The sequence below is a fragment of the Pseudomonas chlororaphis genome, from assembly GCF_001921865.1.
Taxonomy (GTDB): Bacteria; Pseudomonadota; Gammaproteobacteria; order Pseudomonadales; family Pseudomonadaceae; genus Aquipseudomonas; species Aquipseudomonas chlororaphis_D.
The window spans coordinates 138,147-153,709 of the sequence record NZ_MSCT01000018.1 but is presented as its reverse complement, the minus strand read 5'-3'; the positions used below and the strand labels follow the sequence as shown (position 1 = coordinate 153,709).

Sequence of the window (15,563 nt, the reverse complement as noted above, 5' to 3'; positions counted from 1 at the left end):
CTCGCGATAGCGCCAGATCAGGCACTGGGTTGGATGGCCGCTGCGCGGATCGCGAGCAAGCTGCGCTCCTACAGAGGCTTAGAAGTCGAGGGTGGCTGAGACTTTCAGGGTTCGCGGGGTGCCCTGGGTCAGGTAGCCGCCGTTGGCCGAGGCCCAATAGGCGGTGTTGGCGACGTTTTCCAGGTTGGCGCGCAGGGTGATGTCCTTTTCTTCCAGCGTGAAGGCGTAGCGCGCGCCCAGGTCGAAACGGTTCCAGGCCGGGATGCTCAGGGTGTTGCTGGCATTCACATACTGCCCGCCGGTGCGCAGCATGCGCGCGCTGAGGGCCGCGCCCTGGAGGCCCGGAACGTCCCAGTCGGCGCCGAGGTTGATCTGGAAGCTCGGTACGCCCACCGCGCGGTTGCCGTCGTTGGTGCCGCCCGCGGAGCCTTGCAGCTCGGTCTTGATCAGCGTCGCGCCGCTGAGCAGGCGCAGGCCGTCCAGCGGTTCGCCGTACAGGTTCAGCTCCACGCCCTTGTTCACTTGTTCGCCGTCAACGCGGAACACGCCGTTGTCGGTGTAGCTCGACGGCTGCTCGATGCGGTACACGCCCAGGCTGGCGCCGTAGCTGTCGGCGTCCAGGCGTACGCCGGCTTCCACCTGTTTGCTGCGCACCGGGGCGAAGGTCTGGTCGCGGTTGAGCGCCGTGGTCGGCGGGGTCGGGCCCTTGGCCAGGCCCTCGATGCGGTTGGCGTAGAACGACACATGCTCCCAGGGCTTGATCACCAGGCCATACACCGGCGTGGTGATGCTCTCGTCGTAGCTGGAGGTGCGGATGCCGGTGCTGGTGTTCCAGCCGTCGACCCGGATCGACTGGCGGCGCACGCCCAGGGTCAGCAGCACCCGGTCGTCGAGAAAGCCCAGGGTGTCGGAGATCGCCGAACTCTTGATCTGGTTCTTGCCGACGATGCGCGGATCGTGGATGTCGCTGGCGAACGAAGTGGCCGGCGGGCGCGGGCGCTGCACCGAATCGTAGAGGTTATTGAAATAGCGGCCGCTGTTGGCGATGGTCTCGAACGCCGAGCGCTGCTCGCCCCACATGCCGGCCAGGCCGAGGTTCAGCTGGTGGCTGACCGGGCCGGTCTGCAACTGGCCGTTGAGGCCGGCCATCAGGCTTTTATTGTCTTCGTCGTGGGGCGAATAGAGCATGCCGCCGCGGCCGTTGCCGGCGAGGTCGGTGAGGGTCAGCGAGGAATACACACCGTTTTCCCGGGTGTGCTTGGCGCCGCCGGCGACATAGGCAGTCCAGTTGTCGCTCAGGTCGTATTCGGCGCGGGCCATGCCGAAGGTGTCTTCCAACTGCGAGTAACTCCAGTCCTGGGCGTAGTTGTCCCTGGCCGAGGGCGCGTGGGGCACCTGGGTGATGCGGCTGGTGGCCGTGGTGTCGAGGTAGACCACCGGCCGTCCCTGGTTGATCAGTTGCTTCTGGTAGCCGACATCCGCCGACAGACGCAGGCGTTCGCCCTGGTAATCCAGGCCGAGGGTGGCCAGGGTCGAGCGCTGGCTCTGGTCGTCGATGGCGGTGTCGCCTTCGCGTTGCAGCAGGTTGAGGCGGGCGCCGAAGCGCTGGTCTTCGCCAAAGCGCTGGCCCAGGTCGAGGTGCCCGCCGGTGCGGCCGGAGCCGTTGCTGTCCAGGGTGATGCTGCGGGTCGGGGTCTCGCCGGCGCGCTTGGGTTGCAGGTTGACCCCTCCGCCGATGCCGCTGCCGCCGGGGGTGACGCCGTTGACGAAAGCATTCGGGCCCTTGAACAGCTCGACCCGTTCCAGGGCCTCGGTGGCGATGATCTGCCGGGGCAGCACGCCGTACAGGCCGTTGTAGGAAATATCGTCGCCGTACAGCTGCAAGCCGCGAATCATGAATACCTGGGAAAAGTTGCCGAAGCCGGACGACTGGCGCACCGAGGCGTCGTTGAGCAGCACGTCGCCGACGGTCTGCGCCTGCTGGTCGGCGATGGTTTTGGCGGTGAAGCTGGTGACGCTGAACGGCAGGTCCTTGAGCGGCTGGCGGCCGAGCACGCCGACCTGCGCCGAGCGCGCGAGCTGGCCGCCGGCGTAGCTGTCGTCCGCCGCGCCGCCGAGGGCGCTGACGGTGGTGGCGCCCAGTTGCAGCGTGCCGTCGCTGGCCAGCGGCACCAGGGTGTAGCCGTGGTCGCCGCTGACCAGGCCGAAGCCGCTGCCTTCGAGCAAGCGGGCAAAACCGTCCCGCACGCTGAAATCGCCTTGCAGGCCGCCGCTCTGGCGCTGGCCGAGCAGGGCCGGGTCGAACGCCAGCGGCACCCCGGCGCTGACCGCGAACTGCGCCAGCACCTGGCTCAGTGGTCCGGGGGCGATCCGGTAATGGCGGACTTGCGCCTGGCCGGCCGGCTCGGCGGCGAAGGTCGCGGCCGGGGTGAGCAGCGCCAGCGGCACGGCCAGGCCCAGGGCCTTGAGGGGGAATGCGGTGAGTCTGAACAAGGGCCTTGAAGGCATGGGGGGAAGATCCTGTCGAGCCTGTGGATAGAGGGGGTATATCCACTCACCGGACGAGCGCGAAAAAGGTGTCAGCAATCATGAATATTTTTGCTTGCCCCTGTAGGAGTGCGGCTGGCTCGCGATGGCGTCAGCTACGCGCCTCGACCGACACCCAATAGCGGGTCAGGCGGCTGATCTTCAGCGGCAGGCTGTCGCCGAGCAGGCCCAGGCTGGCGTCGGTGTCGCGCAGGGAGAACGCCCCGGACACGCGCACCGCGGCGACTTCGCTGGCGCAGCGCAGTACCCCCGGGCGATAGCGGCCGAGCTCTTCCAGCAGTTGGTCCAGGCGCATATCGTTGGCCAGCAGCAGGCCCCGGTCCCAGGCCAGGGCCGTGGGGTCGAAGCGCTCCACGGCCTCGAGGCGATTGAGCTTGAAGCTTTGGCGTTCGCCGGCGTGCAACGGCACCCCGAGGCTAAGGTACTGCGGCCGCACCTCCACCGTGCCGTCGAGTACCGAGACCTGGCTGCGCGAGCCATTGATCCGCACGCAAAAGCGCGTGCCTTGCGTGCGCGCCGTGCCTTGCGGGGTTTCGACGATAAAGGGGCGAGCGGCGAGGTCCTGGGCGGTCGTGACCAGCACTTCGCCGCCGAACAGGCGCACCCGGCGTTCGTCGGGGCTGAAGGCGATGTTCAGCGCGGTGTCGGTGTTGAGCAGTAAGGCGCTGCCGTCAGGCAGTTGCAGGTGCTTCTGTTCGCCGACGGCGGTGCGCTGCTCGGCGCTCCATTGCTCCCATGGCGTGTGCTGGGCGGCCAGGCCCAGCGGCCCGGCCAGCAGCAACAGCCCCAGGCGGGTGAGGGTCTGGCGTCGGCTCAGGCCGTTGCCGCGAGCGGCGCGTTGCAGGGTCTGTACGGCGATCTCGGCCGGCACATTGCGAAAATCGCCGAGGATCGCCTCGGCCCGCAGCCAGGCCTGGGCATGGGCGGCGCTGCGCTGGCGCCATTGCGCGATGGCCTCGCGGTCGGCCGCGGTGGCCGCGCCGGAGTGCAGTTGTACCAGCCAGTCGGCGGCTTCGCCGAGGATCTGCGGGTCGATCGTCGGGCTGTTCATCAGGCGACACTCAGGCAGGCAATGAAGGCGCTGCGCATATGGCGTTTGACGGTGGCCAGCGACAGGCCCAGGCGTTGGGCGATCTGCGGGTAGGTCAGGCCTTCGAGCTGCGACAGCAGGAAGGCCTCGCGGGTGGCGGCGGGCATCTCCCGCAGCAGCGCTTCGATGCGCCACAGGGCTTCGAGGATCAGCAGCCGGGTTTCCGGCGAGGGCACCTCGGGCTCCGGCAGGTGGGCGATGGTTTCCAGGTAGGCGCGCTCGACGTCCTGGCGGCGCCAGCGGTCGATCACCAGGCCCTTGGCGATATGGGTCAACAGCGCTCGCGGTTCGTTGCCCAGGGGCCGTGTCGTCTGGCGCGTGAGCAGGCGCAGGAAGGTGTCATGGGCCAGGTCGGCGGCATCGCAGGCATTGCCCAGCTTGCGCTGCAACCAGCCATGCAACCAGCCGTGATGCTCGTTGTAGAGCTGGTGGATCTGCTGCTTGAAAGGGGGATCGGCAGGCGACGACATGGCGGCAGCTACTCGTTTCTGGCGTCCTGGCCTGAATGTAATTAAGAATTGATCGCATTCTAATGGCGCGCGGCAAGCGCTGGCAATTCCCTCCTGGCGAATAGTTTCAGTGGCGGCAGCGCGGTCTACGGGACGGGGATTGGTCACCTGGTCTTCGCTGGAATTGGTTATTGGTCGGGATCGGTCGCGGGCTTAACGTAGCTACACATTCACTGGATCTGGAGCCACCCCCATGCAACCGCGCATCGATTTCTACAAAGCCTCGCCGGACGCCCTCAAAGCCATGCTCGCCCTGGAAACCGCGGTCTCGAAACTGCCCCTGGAAAAGACCCTGATCGAGCTGGTCAAGCTGCGTGCCTCGCAGATCAACGGCTGCGCCTTCTGCGTCGACATGCACACCGCCGACGCGCGCAAGGGCGGCGAAACCGAGCGCCGCCTGTACGCGGTCTCGGTCTGGCGCGAAACGCCGTTTTTCACCGACCGCGAGCGCGCCGCGCTGGCCTGGACCGAAGCCTTGACCCGGGTCAGCGAAACCCACGCGCCGGATGCCGACTACGAACTGCTGAGCAGCCAGTTCAGCCCCAGCGAGCAGGTCGACCTGAGCGTGGCGATCACCACCATCAACAGCTGGAACCGCCTGGCCGTGGGTTTCCGCAAGATGCCCCAGGCCTGATTCGCCGAGGCTAGTGCGCGTCGGCCGACGGCGTCGGCGGCGGGGCGACCTGGCGCATCAGCGGCACCAACGCCGTGGCGACAATGAAGCAGGCCATGATCATCAGGAACGCATCGCCGTAGGTCTGCGTCTGCGCCTCGCGATAGGTCAGTTGCCAGAGCTGGTGCAGGCTGGCGCTGACGCCTTCGTCGCCGGTCTGGCCCAGCGCCGCGAAGCGGTCGCCGGCCCGGGCCAGCCACTGGTTGAGCGCCTCGTTGCTGCTGTTGAGGTGTTCGGCCAGGCGAGTGAAGTGCAGGTTGGTGCGGTCGTTGAGGATGGTCGCACACGCGGCGATACCGATGGCGCCGCCCAGGTTGCGCATCAGGTTGAACAGCCCCGAGGCATGCCTGAGCCGGGCCGGCGCCAGGCCGCCCAGGGTCAGGGTCACCGCCGGCGGCACCGCCAGTTGCTGGGCGATGCCGCGCAAGGCTTGCGGCAGCAGCAATTCATTGGCCCCCCAGTCATGGGTGATCGGGCTGAAATCCCACATCGACACCGCGAACAGCGCCAGGCCCGCCATCATGATCCAGCGCAGGTCGATGCGGTTGGCGAGAAACGCATACAGCGGGATCGCGAGGATCTGGAACACCCCGGTGGAAAACACCGCCATGCCGATATCCAGCGCGCTGTAGCCGCGCACCCGGCCGAGGAACAGCGGCGTCAGGTAAATGGTGGCGAACAGGCCGATGCCGGTGACGAAGGAAAAGAAACAGCCGAGGGCGAAGTTGCGGTCCTTGAGGGCGCGCAGGTCGACGATCGGGTTGGCCACGTGCAGGGTGCGGCCGATAAAGGCCAGCCCGGCCAGCCCGCAGATCCAGGCGGTGGCGAGTATGGTGTCGTCGCCGAACCAGTTCCAGCGCGGGCCTTCTTCCAGGGTGTATTCCAGGCAGCCGAGAAACAGCGCGAGCAGCAGCATGCTCGGGTAGTCGGCGCCCTTGAGCAGCGACAGGTCCGGCTGGTCGATCTTCACCAGCAGCGGCACCGCCACGGCGACGAAAATCCCCGGTAGCAGGTTGATGTAGAACAGCCAGTGCCAGCTCGACACTTCGGTGATCCAGCCGCCGATCACCGGGCCCAGGGTCGGCGCCAGGGACGCGATGGCGCCGATGGTCGCCGCGGCGATCACCCGCTGCTTGCCGGTAAAGAAAAAGAACGCGGTGGTGAACACCAGCGGGATCATCGAACCGCCGAGAAACCCTTGCAGGGCGCGGAACGCGATCATGCTCTGGATGTTCCAGGCGACGCCGCACAACAGGCTGGCCAGGGTGAAGCCCACCGCCGAGGCACAGAACAGCCAGCGCGTGGAGAACACCCGCGACAGCCAGCCCGACAGCGGGATGACGATGATTTCGGCGATCAGGTAGCTGGTTTGCACCCAGGCGGTTTCGTCGGCGCCGGCCGACAGCCCGCCGCCGATGTCGCGCAAGGACGCCGAGACGATCTGGATATCCAACAGGGCGATGAACATGCCCACGCACATGCTGGCGAAGGCGAAGACCCGGGTCGCGGTGCTCAGGCTGGCCGCGTCGAAAGGCTGGGCCGGGGCGGCGAGGGTGCGGCTCATGGTGCGCTGGCCACGGCGGCTTCAGGCGTCGCGGGCGCGGCGCGGGTGTCCACCGCGGCGGTCACCGACAGGCCGGGGCGCAGTTGGCCGAGCCGTGCGTCCTGCGGGTCGAGGACGACCCGCACCGGCACCCGCTGGACGATCTTGGTGAAGTTGCCGGTGGCGTTTTCCGGTGGCAGCACGCTGAACTGGGCGCCGGTGGCCGGCGCCAGGCTGTCGAGGTGGCCATGGAATTCGCGGCCGGGCAGCACGTCGGCGCGAATCACCACACGCTGGCCCGGGTTCATGTGTTGCAATTGGTCTTCCTTGAAGTTGGCGTCCACCCACAGGCCGCTGGCGGGCACCAGCGACAGCAGTTGCGCGCCGGCCTGGGTGTAGGCGCCGTTGCGCGCCCGGCGGTTGCCGATCACCCCGTCCATGGGCGCACGGATTTCCGTATAGCCCAGGTTCAACTGCGCCAGGTCGCGTTCGGCCCGGGCCTGGAGCAGCGCGGCGCGGGCTTGCAGTTTCTGGGTGGCGATCACTTGCAGCTGGCGTTGGGTCGCCAGCAGCTCGGCCTGGGCCCGGGTGTTCAGGGCCTGGGCGGTCTTGAAGCCGGCCTCGGCGCGTTGCGCGCTTTCCACCGACACCGCGGAACTGCTGACCAGGCGCTTGTAGCGTGCGTTGTCGTCGCGCGAGCGGCTCATTTCCGCGGCGGTGGCATCGATCCCGGCGCGGGCCTGGCTGATCACTGCGTGCTGCAACTGCTCGGTGGCGTCCAGGTTGGCCAGCAGCGCTTCTTCGGCGGCCACCGCGCCTTCGGCCTTGGCCAGGCTGGCGCGGTAGTCCCGGGCGTCGAGGCGGATCAGCAGGTCGCCGGCCTTGACCTGCTGGTTGTCGCTGACCAGCACCTGTTCGATGTAGCCGGCCACCTTGGGCCCGACCACCGTCACGTCGCCGCCGATGTAAGCGTCGTCGGTCTTTTCGATAAAGCGCCCGCTGGTCCACCAGTGCACGGCGTAAGCCAACAGCAGGGCCAGCGCCGCCAGGGCCAGGGTGGCGAGTATCAGGCGTTTGAGCCGCGGCGGACGGCCTTGGGCCGCAGGAATGGCGACGGCGGAGGGGTCTAGGCTGGGCAGGCTGGTCATGGCAAAGGCGCTCGGGTAAATATTATGTTCGTAATATGTTGTATGTAATATTTTTTGACAAACGATTTTTTGCGCCGGTCGTCAGGTTGTGACGCGGGTGCGCCGAGCAGGGCGCGGGGCGCGAGCGCAAGTAGTTGGCGCAAGCCGCGGCGCAGACTATTGTTGGCACTCTGAATAACTGCCCGAAGAGAGCGATGCCATGAACACCAGTGATTTGCTTGAACAGTTGCTGCGGGCCGGCCAGGCTTCGATGAGCCAGCAGGGCGGCGGGGCTTCGGCGCCGCAGGACGGGTTGGGCGGCCTGGGCGGCTTGCTCGGTGGCCTGTTGGGCGGTAACAGCGGCGGTGGCGGTGCTGCTGCGGGCGGCCTGGGGGGCGGTGGCCTGGGCGGTCTGCTCGGCGGCCTGCTCGGCGGTTCCGGGCTGGGTGGTGCGCAGGGCGGCGGCGCGACGTCTGGCGGCGCGCCCCAGGGTCGTTCCGGCGGCGGTATGAATTATGCGGCGCTGGCCTCCCTGGGCATGATGGCGTTCCAGGCTTATCAGAGCTGGCAGCGCCAGCAGCAGACGGCGGCGCCGCAAGCCTTGCGGACCGTCGACCAGTTGGCCGGCCCGGAAGCCGAAGAACACAGCCACGCGATCCTGCGGGCGCTGATCGCCGCGGCCAAGGCCGACGGGCGTATCGACGAACAGGAACAACAACTGATCGGCGCCGAGATCGGCCGCCACACCGACGATCCGCAATTGCAGCAATGGCTCGACGACGAAGTGGCGCGGCCGCTGGACGCCGCCGACGTCGCCCGATCGGCCGCGGGCGAGCCGGGCATGGCCGCGGAAATGTACCTGGCCAGCGTGATGCTGGTGGACGACCAGCAAGACGCCGAACGTGCCTATCTGGACGAGTTGGCGGCGGCCTTGAACATCGATCCCACGCTGCAATTGCACCTGGAACAGCAAGCCAAGGGCGGCGTGGCCTGAGCAACCAAGCCGGCCCCGCCCGGGGCCGGTTCATTTCAACGACGGGAGTGCAGTAACAGGGAAATCCGCCATCAAGGAGCGATAAGCCATGAGTTCACTCAACCAGGAACTGCCGGAGATTTTCACGCAGTTGGCATTTTTCCGCGCGCAGGACATCTATCACCCCTACATGGACTGGCAGGCGCTGGTTCGTGACTTCTACCCCGATTCGCTGCTGGAACTGACCCGGTCGCAATCCGATATCACCGCGTCCTTCTACGGCCAGATGCTCAAGCAGGCCGGCGAGCTGTTCGGGGTGCAGCGGATGCAGGAGTTGTCCCGCCGGACCTTCTATCAGATCGGCAAAGGCATGGCGCAGCGCCATGTGGCCCGCAAACCGCAACTTGAAAGGAATGCCCGGGGCATCACCACGCTGTTGCTCGCGGCGATCTATACCTCCAGCCCGGAATACCGTTTCGAGATCCTGCAGTTCGATGCCGGGCATGCGCGCATCCGCATCACCGGGACCGACCGCTACCACCGCATCACCCACGCCCTGGGGATCGACCAGCACCTGCAATGGCCGGCGTTCGACGGCTTCTTTATCGGGCTGCGCGACGAGTTGGGGCTGGCCGAGCTGTACAGCATCCGCTCGCAGCTCAACCACCTGGACGAGCACAGTTGCTGCGACTACGAGATCGATATCCGCGCGACCTGAAGCCCTGAAGCAGGCCACCCCGCCGCCGTGGCGCGGGTGGCCACCGCGCAAGGCCGGGGTGGATTGTCGCAGCACCGATTTAATCGTCATCTGCGGGCGTCGGCGAGGTGATAATGCCCGACTTGTCCCTCAGCCGAGCGCGTTGTCCCCATGTTCGAGATCCAGCCGCAGAACCCCGAGCTGTTCCGCCAGCAAACCCGCCGCAGCACCCTGTTCATTGCCCTGATCTTCCTGTCGCTGGCCATGCTGTTGTCCAGCGCCGCGGTGCTGTTGTTCGGCGAACCGGGCGGCGACAACTTCCGTCTCAATGTCGCCGGGGTGCTGGCGGGGCTGGTGCTGAGCGTGGTGCTGATGCGGCTGCGTTTCTGGGCGCAGCCGTGGATGGCCGCGGCGGTCTACGGCTGGCAGCTCAAGCGCAGCCTGATGAGCGTGACCAATGTCATGCACCACGTCATCGCCGGCGTCGAGGCCGCGGACCCGACGGCGATGAAACTGCTGCGCTTCTATCACCTGGGCCTGACCCAGATGCACCAGCTGGATGCCAACTCCAGCGCCTTGAGCCAGGCGGTGCACGAGATCGACCGGCACAAGGAGCGCATGGAAGCCTTGGGCATGGACACCGCGCAGAACCGCCTGGACCCGCAATGGCTCGACGCGGTGAAGCGGATTCCAGTGAAGAAATGAGCCGAAAACGCGCGGTTTTCCAGCCCTTGGCTCCATGTTTATAAAGCATATAGAGCGTCAGATTAATGCATCGAATGCATTGGTTTTTGAACTCTGGTTATAACGTTAGATTTTATTTATATAAATGGACATAAGCATTAGCGCTATGCTGCCGCCAGTTTTTCACCTGGCCGCAGTCGATGCGTAGGGCTTATTGATGGATGTAGGTAATTTCGGTTTTGTAATCGCGGGCCTGGTGGTGGGTTTTATCGTTGGCATGACCGGGGTGGGCGGCGGCTCGCTGATGACCCCGATCCTGTTGTGGTTCGGCATCAACCCGGCGACCGCGGTCGGCACCGACCTGTTGTACGCCGCCATCACCAAATCCGGCGGCGTGCTGGTCCATCAGAAAAACCGCAATATCGACTGGAAGATCACCGGCTGGCTGACCCTGGGCAGCGTGCCGGCGGTGTTGGCCACGCTGTGGTTCCTCAAGAGCCTGCACACCGACCCGCAGGCGCTGAACAGTGTGATCAAGCAGGCCCTGGGGTTTGTCCTGCTGCTCACCGCGCTGGCGATCCTGTTCAAGAAAAAGCTCCTGGCCTTTGCCCAGAAGCATGCCGGCGACCACTACCACCTCAAGGATTCCAGCCTCAACGGCCTGACCGTGGTCACCGGGGTGATCCTCGGCACCATGGTCGCCCTGACCTCCATCGGCGCCGGGGCCCTGGGCACCGTGGCGCTGTTCATTCTCTATCCGTTCCTGGCCACCAAGCGCCTGGTGGGCACGGAGATCGCCCACGCCGTGCCGCTGACCCTGGTCGCCGGCCTGGGCCACGCCAGCATGGGCAACATGGACTGGCAACTGCTGGGCTTCCTGCTGATGGGATCGCTGCCGGGAATCTGGATCGGCAGCCACATGACCGGTCGCGTCTCGGACGAACTGCTGCGGCCGTTCCTGGCGATCATGCTGTTTTCCATCGGCTACAAACTGGCGTTCTGAACCCGCGCTGGCGGGTTGCACAAAAGCCTCCCACGGGAGGCTTTTGCGTTTTTGCAGCATGACTCGCCATCCAGCGGCTACAGGTTTCGCGGCACCCTCGATGCCCCTGCCATGCACGATCCCTGTAGCCGCTGCCGCAGGCTGCGCACGAGCGGCACGCTCGCAACGATCTCACGGACGCCGGAGACCCTGCGGGTCTTACGCAGCCTCGCGGGCTCGGCAGCGGCTACAGGACTTGCGAACACCCCCACTATCTCGCCATCCCCGCTCTATGTAGCCGCTGCCGAAGGCTGCGCACGAGCGGCACGCTCGCAACGATCTCACGGGCGCCGGAGACCCTGCGGGTCTTGCGCAGCCTCGCGGGCTCGGCAGCGGCTACAGGACTTGCGAACACCCCCGCTATCTCGCCATCCCCGCTCTATGTAGCCGCTGCCGAAGGCTGCGCACGAGCGGCACGCTCGCAGCGATCTCACGGACGCCAGAGACCCTGCGGGTCTTGCGCAGCCTCGCGGGCTCGGCAGCGGCGACAGGACGCGGGTTTTGGAGCGGGCAAGTCGGCGTTTTCTGCAAATTGTGTAGGGCTAGTCGCGTCCTGATCCTGGTTTGGACAAGCGCCCTACATCGCTATTCGTGGGTGCTTCGCAGGCGTCGTTTTTTAAGAATTGCCTGATTCAGTCGCCTGATGCGCGCCATTACGTTCGAGGCCCATTCCTCAACAAGAACGTACGCCATGGCCTTTGTCATCAGGGAAGGCGATCCCACCACCACCGGTGGCAAGGTCATCGCCGGATCAGCCAACGCCTTCGTCGTGAATCAACGGGTCGCCCGCATTGCCGACCCGGTGTGGTGTCCGGTGTGCCAGACGGTGGGTTACATCGCCGAAGGGCACCACACCTTGTTGGATAGCCAACAGGCCACAGCGGTGGAAGGCAGCCTTGTGCAATGCGGTTGCCCGAGCGGGGCCAATCGCCTGATTGCCACCCAGCGTTCGGTTATTTCCGGAAACCAGCCGACTATTGCGCTCGATAGCGATTACGTCGGGCCGGCGGTGATCAATACCCAGCGCTGGGCCGACGCCATTCATCAGGGCTACCCGCAAAACGAGTTTGCCGATGCGGTGCCGCGGGACCGGGTACGCGGCCTGACCGTTGCCCACGGCGATATCGTTTCACCGCCGCTGTCCGTGCAAGACACACAACACCTCGTAGAACCCGGCTTTCATATCGTGCAATCGCCCATGAGTCGGGCGGCGCTGGAGACGCTGCTGTTCGGCCAGGCCGATGAAGCGGTACTGGAGAAATTCCGCCGGCTCAATCCCCAACTCTCAAGCGATGCCAAACCGGGGCAGCTCGTTGTCCTCAGTCATCCCGACAACAACCTATACACTCGCGAAGAAGCGCTGCTGATGGAAGCGGCGGACAAGGTCAGCGCGGCCTTGGCGTCCATGAGCGATGAAGAAACGGCGTTTATGCTCAAGTACCGGGCGCAGATCGAGTCGATACTTTCGTACGGTTCGACGGCGTTGGGCGTTGGCACTGCGGCGGCAGGCAACCATATAGATAGCTTGAAAAGGACACTGTTGGAGATTGAGGCGCTGCACCAACGGTTCTTTCTGCGGGATGGGCACCTGCGCAGCGTTGAGTTCTTCAGTGAAAGAAGAAAACTGTTTACCCAATTGGACGCAAGCCTGAGCGCTATCCCGAGAATGAGCATTGCTTTTCCCGATCACCCGAAACTCAAACAGGCCCTGGGGATTTCCAGCCATAGTCTGGTGCATCGCTGGACCCAGGCCGGCGCGGTGGGGCAGATACCGGGGTATGCCACGCATATTGACGGTGTTTCCAGGGCATCCACGCTACTGAAGTGGGGCGGCTGGCTGGGGATCGCCTTTGGTGGCGGTGCGTCTTATGTGAAGGTGCAGGATGTGTGTTTGGCAGGGAGCAGGGAGGCGTGTGAGAAGGTGAGGTTCACCGAGACGGGGAGTTTTTCAGGTGGGGTCGGCGGTGGAGTGATAGCAGGGGCACTTTTAACCGCGTCCACATCGGGCAGTATCTGCGTCGCTATCGGCGTGCCTACAGGCGGTATTGGCGGCGTAGTGTGTGGCTTGGTCGTGGCCGGTAGCGGGAGTTATTTTGCTAGCAGGGGAGCGTCAGCTGGCGAGTTTTTGGGAGAGCTGATCTATGAAGGAAGAGCGATATGGTAATCACGACGGCTCATATAGTACTGGGCGTTTTTATTGGAATAACCTTTATCGGTATGTTCGCCATGATGGGTGTCTATCTGTATTGGGGGTATACCCGTATAGGTGAAATGCTCGGGTATGTTAAGAATTGCCAGATGATAACCGGCAACAGGTTTTACCTGCATATGGGGGCTTGGGGCCGGATCATGATGGTGGGGGTCGTAGCGGGTTATCTGGCTTTTCCGGGCTTTTTCATCAGAAGAGGGTTGTTGGATGCCGATGAGATAAACAACTTTCCTCAACCGCTTAAAAGAAGATTGATTATTTCGCACTACCTCATGGGTGGACTGCTGGTGGTGCTTGTCATTGAGTCCGTGGCCGTGATGCTGATCAGGCGCTGGCCTTCGATGTAAGTGAGCGTTTAGTTGCGGTCTTCTTGATCCCGACGCTCATGCGGCCGAGAGGTAAGAGGGCAGGCGTTCAGCCTGCCCCAACCCACTTTCAACGCTGCGCCACCCAATAATCATGCAACGCCCGCGCCGCCTGTTCGACGCTGGCGACGTTCTGCTGGTGCTGCGCCCGATCGAGGTCGGCCGGCAGTTCGAAGTTGTCCTGCTCGGCGCAAGTGACGATGGCTTGCAGTTGGGCGGCCTGGGCGGCGGGCAGTTCGGGCCAGTTGCTCACGGCCATGGCGCGCAGGTAGCCGAAGCACCATTCCTCCGCCAGGGGCAGGGGTTGGTCCTGGTGCTCGGTTTCCTCGAAGCGCGGGGCAAAGCTTGCCGGGTCGTTGGCCAGGGTCGCGGCCAGGGCGTTCAGGTGGCGCACGCTGAGTTCGATAAAGCGTTTGCATTCGTCCGGGCTTTGCCAATCGGGGTTCTGCCCGCCCCAGATGGCCGGGAACCATTCGGCGATGTCCACCTGGGTCGGGCCAGAGACCAGGGCGGTGCAGAAACCGTCCAGCTCGGCCAGGTTGAGCACGGAGTGGTCGTCGCCGTACTTGAGCAGGGTGTCTTCGATGAATTCGAACTCGGCGGGGTTGAGCGGCTGGTTGTGCATGGCGGCTTCCTTGGACAAGCGTGCGCCGCCCGAAAGGCGGCGCGGAAAAAGACGCGGAGGATGGCGCGTTCCGCCGGTTTTAGCCAGCGCCAATCATCGTGGCGGCGCCCAGGGCGGGCACCGCGTCAAGGCCAGAAGCGCGCTTTCCTCAGGGTTGCTGGCCCGCGCCGGTTGTTCCGTCCAGGGCTTCGAGCAGCGCATGGGCGACCTTCACCCGCTCGGCGATGGGGTAGTTCTTGTTCGCCAGCAGCACCATACCGATGTCCTTGCCGGGCACGTACAGCACATAGCTGCCGAAGCCGCCGGTGGAGCCGGTCTTGTTGAGCAGGGTGTTCGGCCGTGGCGCCTGGGGCGGGTTGAGCCAGCGGGTCGGGTGCGGCTCCATGGCCATCTGCGTGGTGTTGCCGGCCAGCAGGGCCTCGAGGCTGAGCGGGTAGGGGTAGAGTTCCCAACCCAGGCCCTGGGTCATGCCGTCGACCTGGTAATAACCGGTGTGGGTGAGGGCGATTGCCTGGGGCCAGGGCTGCGGCAGCGACTCGGGCTTGAGGTTGGCTTCGACGAAACGCAGCAGGTCGGCGGCGCTGGTTTTCACCCCGTACGCCTCGGCGTCCATGGCGCCGGGGCCGACCCGCACCGGCTTGCCGTCCTTGTCGTAGCCCTGGGCGTAGTGGCCCAGTTGCGCGGCCGGCACCTGGAGATAGCTGTGCTTGAGGCCGAGCTGCGGGAACAGGCGCTGCTCCATCGCTTGGGCGAAGGGCTGGCCCAGGCTTTGCGCCGCCAGGTAGCCGAACAGGCCGAGGCTCGGGTTCGAGTACAGGCGCTGGGCGCCGGGGGCATAGGCCGGTTTCCACTGTTGGTAGTAGCCGAGCATCTTGTCCGGGCTGTCCCATTGATCGGGGAACTGCAGCGGCAGGCCGCCGGCGCTGTAGGTCCCCAACTGCAGCACGCTGATGCGCTCGAAAGCGCTGCCCTGCAAGGCTGGCAGGTAGCGGCTGGCCGGGGCGTCGAGGGCCAGTTTGCCGCTGGCCTGGGCGTAGGCCGCCAGCGTCGCGGTGAGGGTCTTGCTCACCGAACCGATCTCGAACAGCGTGTCCGCGTCCACGGCTTTTTTCTCCTCCCGGGACGCCAGGCCGTAGTTAAAGTAATGCGGTTGGCCTTTGACGGTGATGGCTACCGCCATGCCGGCGATGTTCTGTTGCTGCATCAGCGGGCGAATTGCCGCGTCGACCAAGGGCTTGAGAGGGCTGTCCGGCTGGCTGGCGGCCAGGCAGGTGCTGGCACCGCAGAGCAGCAGGGAGAGGGTAAAGAATCCAGACAGGGCAAGGTTTTTCTTGTGCATGACGGGGCGACATTCCATGATTTTGCAAGGTGATGGCCGCTGCGCTCCCAGCGGCTTTTTACCGGCGCCGGTGCTGAACGAGATCAAGCAGGGCGCCGCGAAGGGGCTCAATGTAGGCGGCTGGCGAAGAATCGGCAAAC

General features: G+C 65.2%; 14 protein-coding genes. 7 read left to right on the top strand and 7 right to left on the bottom strand.

All coding sequences use genetic code 11. The features are described 5' to 3' along the window. Nucleotides 1–78: 78 nt before the first annotated feature. From BTN82_RS19630 to BTN82_RS19620, 3 genes are all read right to left on the bottom strand, one after another. Complete coding sequence (locus BTN82_RS19630; RefSeq protein ID WP_075120760.1) at nt 79–2,508, bottom strand: TonB-dependent receptor; 2,430 nt, start codon at nt 2,506–2,508, stop codon at nt 79–81. A gap of 130 nt (nt 2,509–2,638) precedes the next feature. Beyond that, nucleotides 2,639–3,598 (bottom strand): FecR domain-containing protein, encoded by a 960-nt coding sequence (locus BTN82_RS19625; protein WP_075120759.1) that lies wholly within the window; start codon nt 3,596–3,598, stop codon nt 2,639–2,641. After that, complete coding sequence (locus BTN82_RS19620; protein WP_075120758.1) at nt 3,598–4,107, bottom strand: sigma-70 family RNA polymerase sigma factor; 510 nt, start codon at nt 4,105–4,107, stop codon at nt 3,598–3,600. The genes BTN82_RS19625 and BTN82_RS19620 overlap by 1 nt, the downstream gene beginning before the upstream one ends. A gap of 232 nt (nt 4,108–4,339) precedes the next feature. Between BTN82_RS19620 and BTN82_RS19615 the strand changes: the two genes are divergently transcribed. Further along, the gene (locus BTN82_RS19615) at nt 4,340–4,780 is read left to right on the top strand and encodes a carboxymuconolactone decarboxylase family protein (RefSeq protein WP_075120757.1); all 441 of its coding nucleotides are present in this window, start codon (nt 4,340–4,342) and stop codon (nt 4,778–4,780) included. 10 nt (nt 4,781–4,790) lie between these two features. On the opposite strand, the gene BTN82_RS19610 is transcribed toward BTN82_RS19615, so the two are convergent. Continuing rightward, nucleotides 4,791–6,383 (bottom strand): DHA2 family efflux MFS transporter permease subunit, encoded by a 1,593-nt coding sequence (locus BTN82_RS19610; protein WP_075120756.1) that lies wholly within the window; start codon nt 6,381–6,383, stop codon nt 4,791–4,793. Continuing rightward, nucleotides 6,380–7,510 carry an HlyD family secretion protein gene (locus BTN82_RS19605; RefSeq protein WP_075120755.1) on the bottom strand — a complete coding sequence of 377 codons (1,131 nt, stop codon included), beginning with the start codon at nt 7,508–7,510 and terminating at the stop codon, nt 6,380–6,382. The genes BTN82_RS19610 and BTN82_RS19605 overlap by 4 nt, the downstream gene beginning before the upstream one ends. A 199-nt stretch (nt 7,511–7,709) precedes the next feature. Here BTN82_RS19605 and BTN82_RS19600 point away from each other — a divergent pair, with 199 nt between their 5' ends. The 6 genes from BTN82_RS19600 (at nt 7,710) to BTN82_RS19575 (ending at nt 13,441) form a co-directional block, all read left to right on the top strand. Then, the gene (locus BTN82_RS19600; RefSeq protein ID WP_075120754.1) at nt 7,710–8,483 is read left to right on the top strand and encodes a tellurite resistance TerB family protein; all 774 of its coding nucleotides are present in this window, start codon (nt 7,710–7,712) and stop codon (nt 8,481–8,483) included. 88 nt (nt 8,484–8,571) lie between these two features. After that, a complete protein-coding gene (locus BTN82_RS19595) occupies nt 8,572–9,180 on the top strand; it encodes a hypothetical protein (RefSeq protein WP_075120753.1) in 609 nt (202 codons plus the stop codon). A 150-nt stretch (nt 9,181–9,330) separates the two neighbouring features. Continuing rightward, a complete protein-coding gene (locus BTN82_RS19590; RefSeq protein ID WP_075120752.1) occupies nt 9,331–9,864 on the top strand; it encodes a DUF3087 domain-containing protein in 534 nt (177 codons plus the stop codon). Nucleotides 9,865–10,060: 196 nt separating this feature from the next. Continuing rightward, entirely contained in the window at nt 10,061–10,846 is a 786-nt protein-coding gene (locus BTN82_RS19585; RefSeq protein WP_075120751.1) for a sulfite exporter TauE/SafE family protein, read from the top strand. 730 nt (nt 10,847–11,576) lie between these two features. Next, nucleotides 11,577–13,049, top strand: a complete 1,473-nt coding sequence (locus BTN82_RS19580) for a PAAR domain-containing protein (protein ID WP_075120750.1) — start codon at nt 11,577–11,579, stop codon at nt 13,047–13,049. Further along, entirely contained in the window at nt 13,043–13,441 is a 399-nt protein-coding gene (locus tag BTN82_RS19575) for a hypothetical protein (RefSeq protein ID WP_075120749.1), read from the top strand. Before BTN82_RS19580 ends, BTN82_RS19575 begins: the two co-directional genes overlap by 7 nt. Before the next feature lie 88 nt (nt 13,442–13,529). Here BTN82_RS19575 and BTN82_RS19570 read toward each other — a convergent pair whose 3' ends face one another. Together BTN82_RS19570 and ampC are read right to left on the bottom strand one after the other, a co-directional pair. Then, a complete protein-coding gene (locus tag BTN82_RS19570; protein ID WP_075120748.1) occupies nt 13,530–14,084 on the bottom strand; it encodes a UPF0149 family protein in 555 nt (184 codons plus the stop codon). Between the two features lie 148 nt (nt 14,085–14,232). Continuing rightward, complete coding sequence (gene ampC / locus BTN82_RS19565; RefSeq protein ID WP_075120747.1) at nt 14,233–15,423, bottom strand: class C beta-lactamase; 1,191 nt, start codon at nt 15,421–15,423, stop codon at nt 14,233–14,235. Nucleotides 15,424–15,563: the final 140 nt, after the last annotated feature.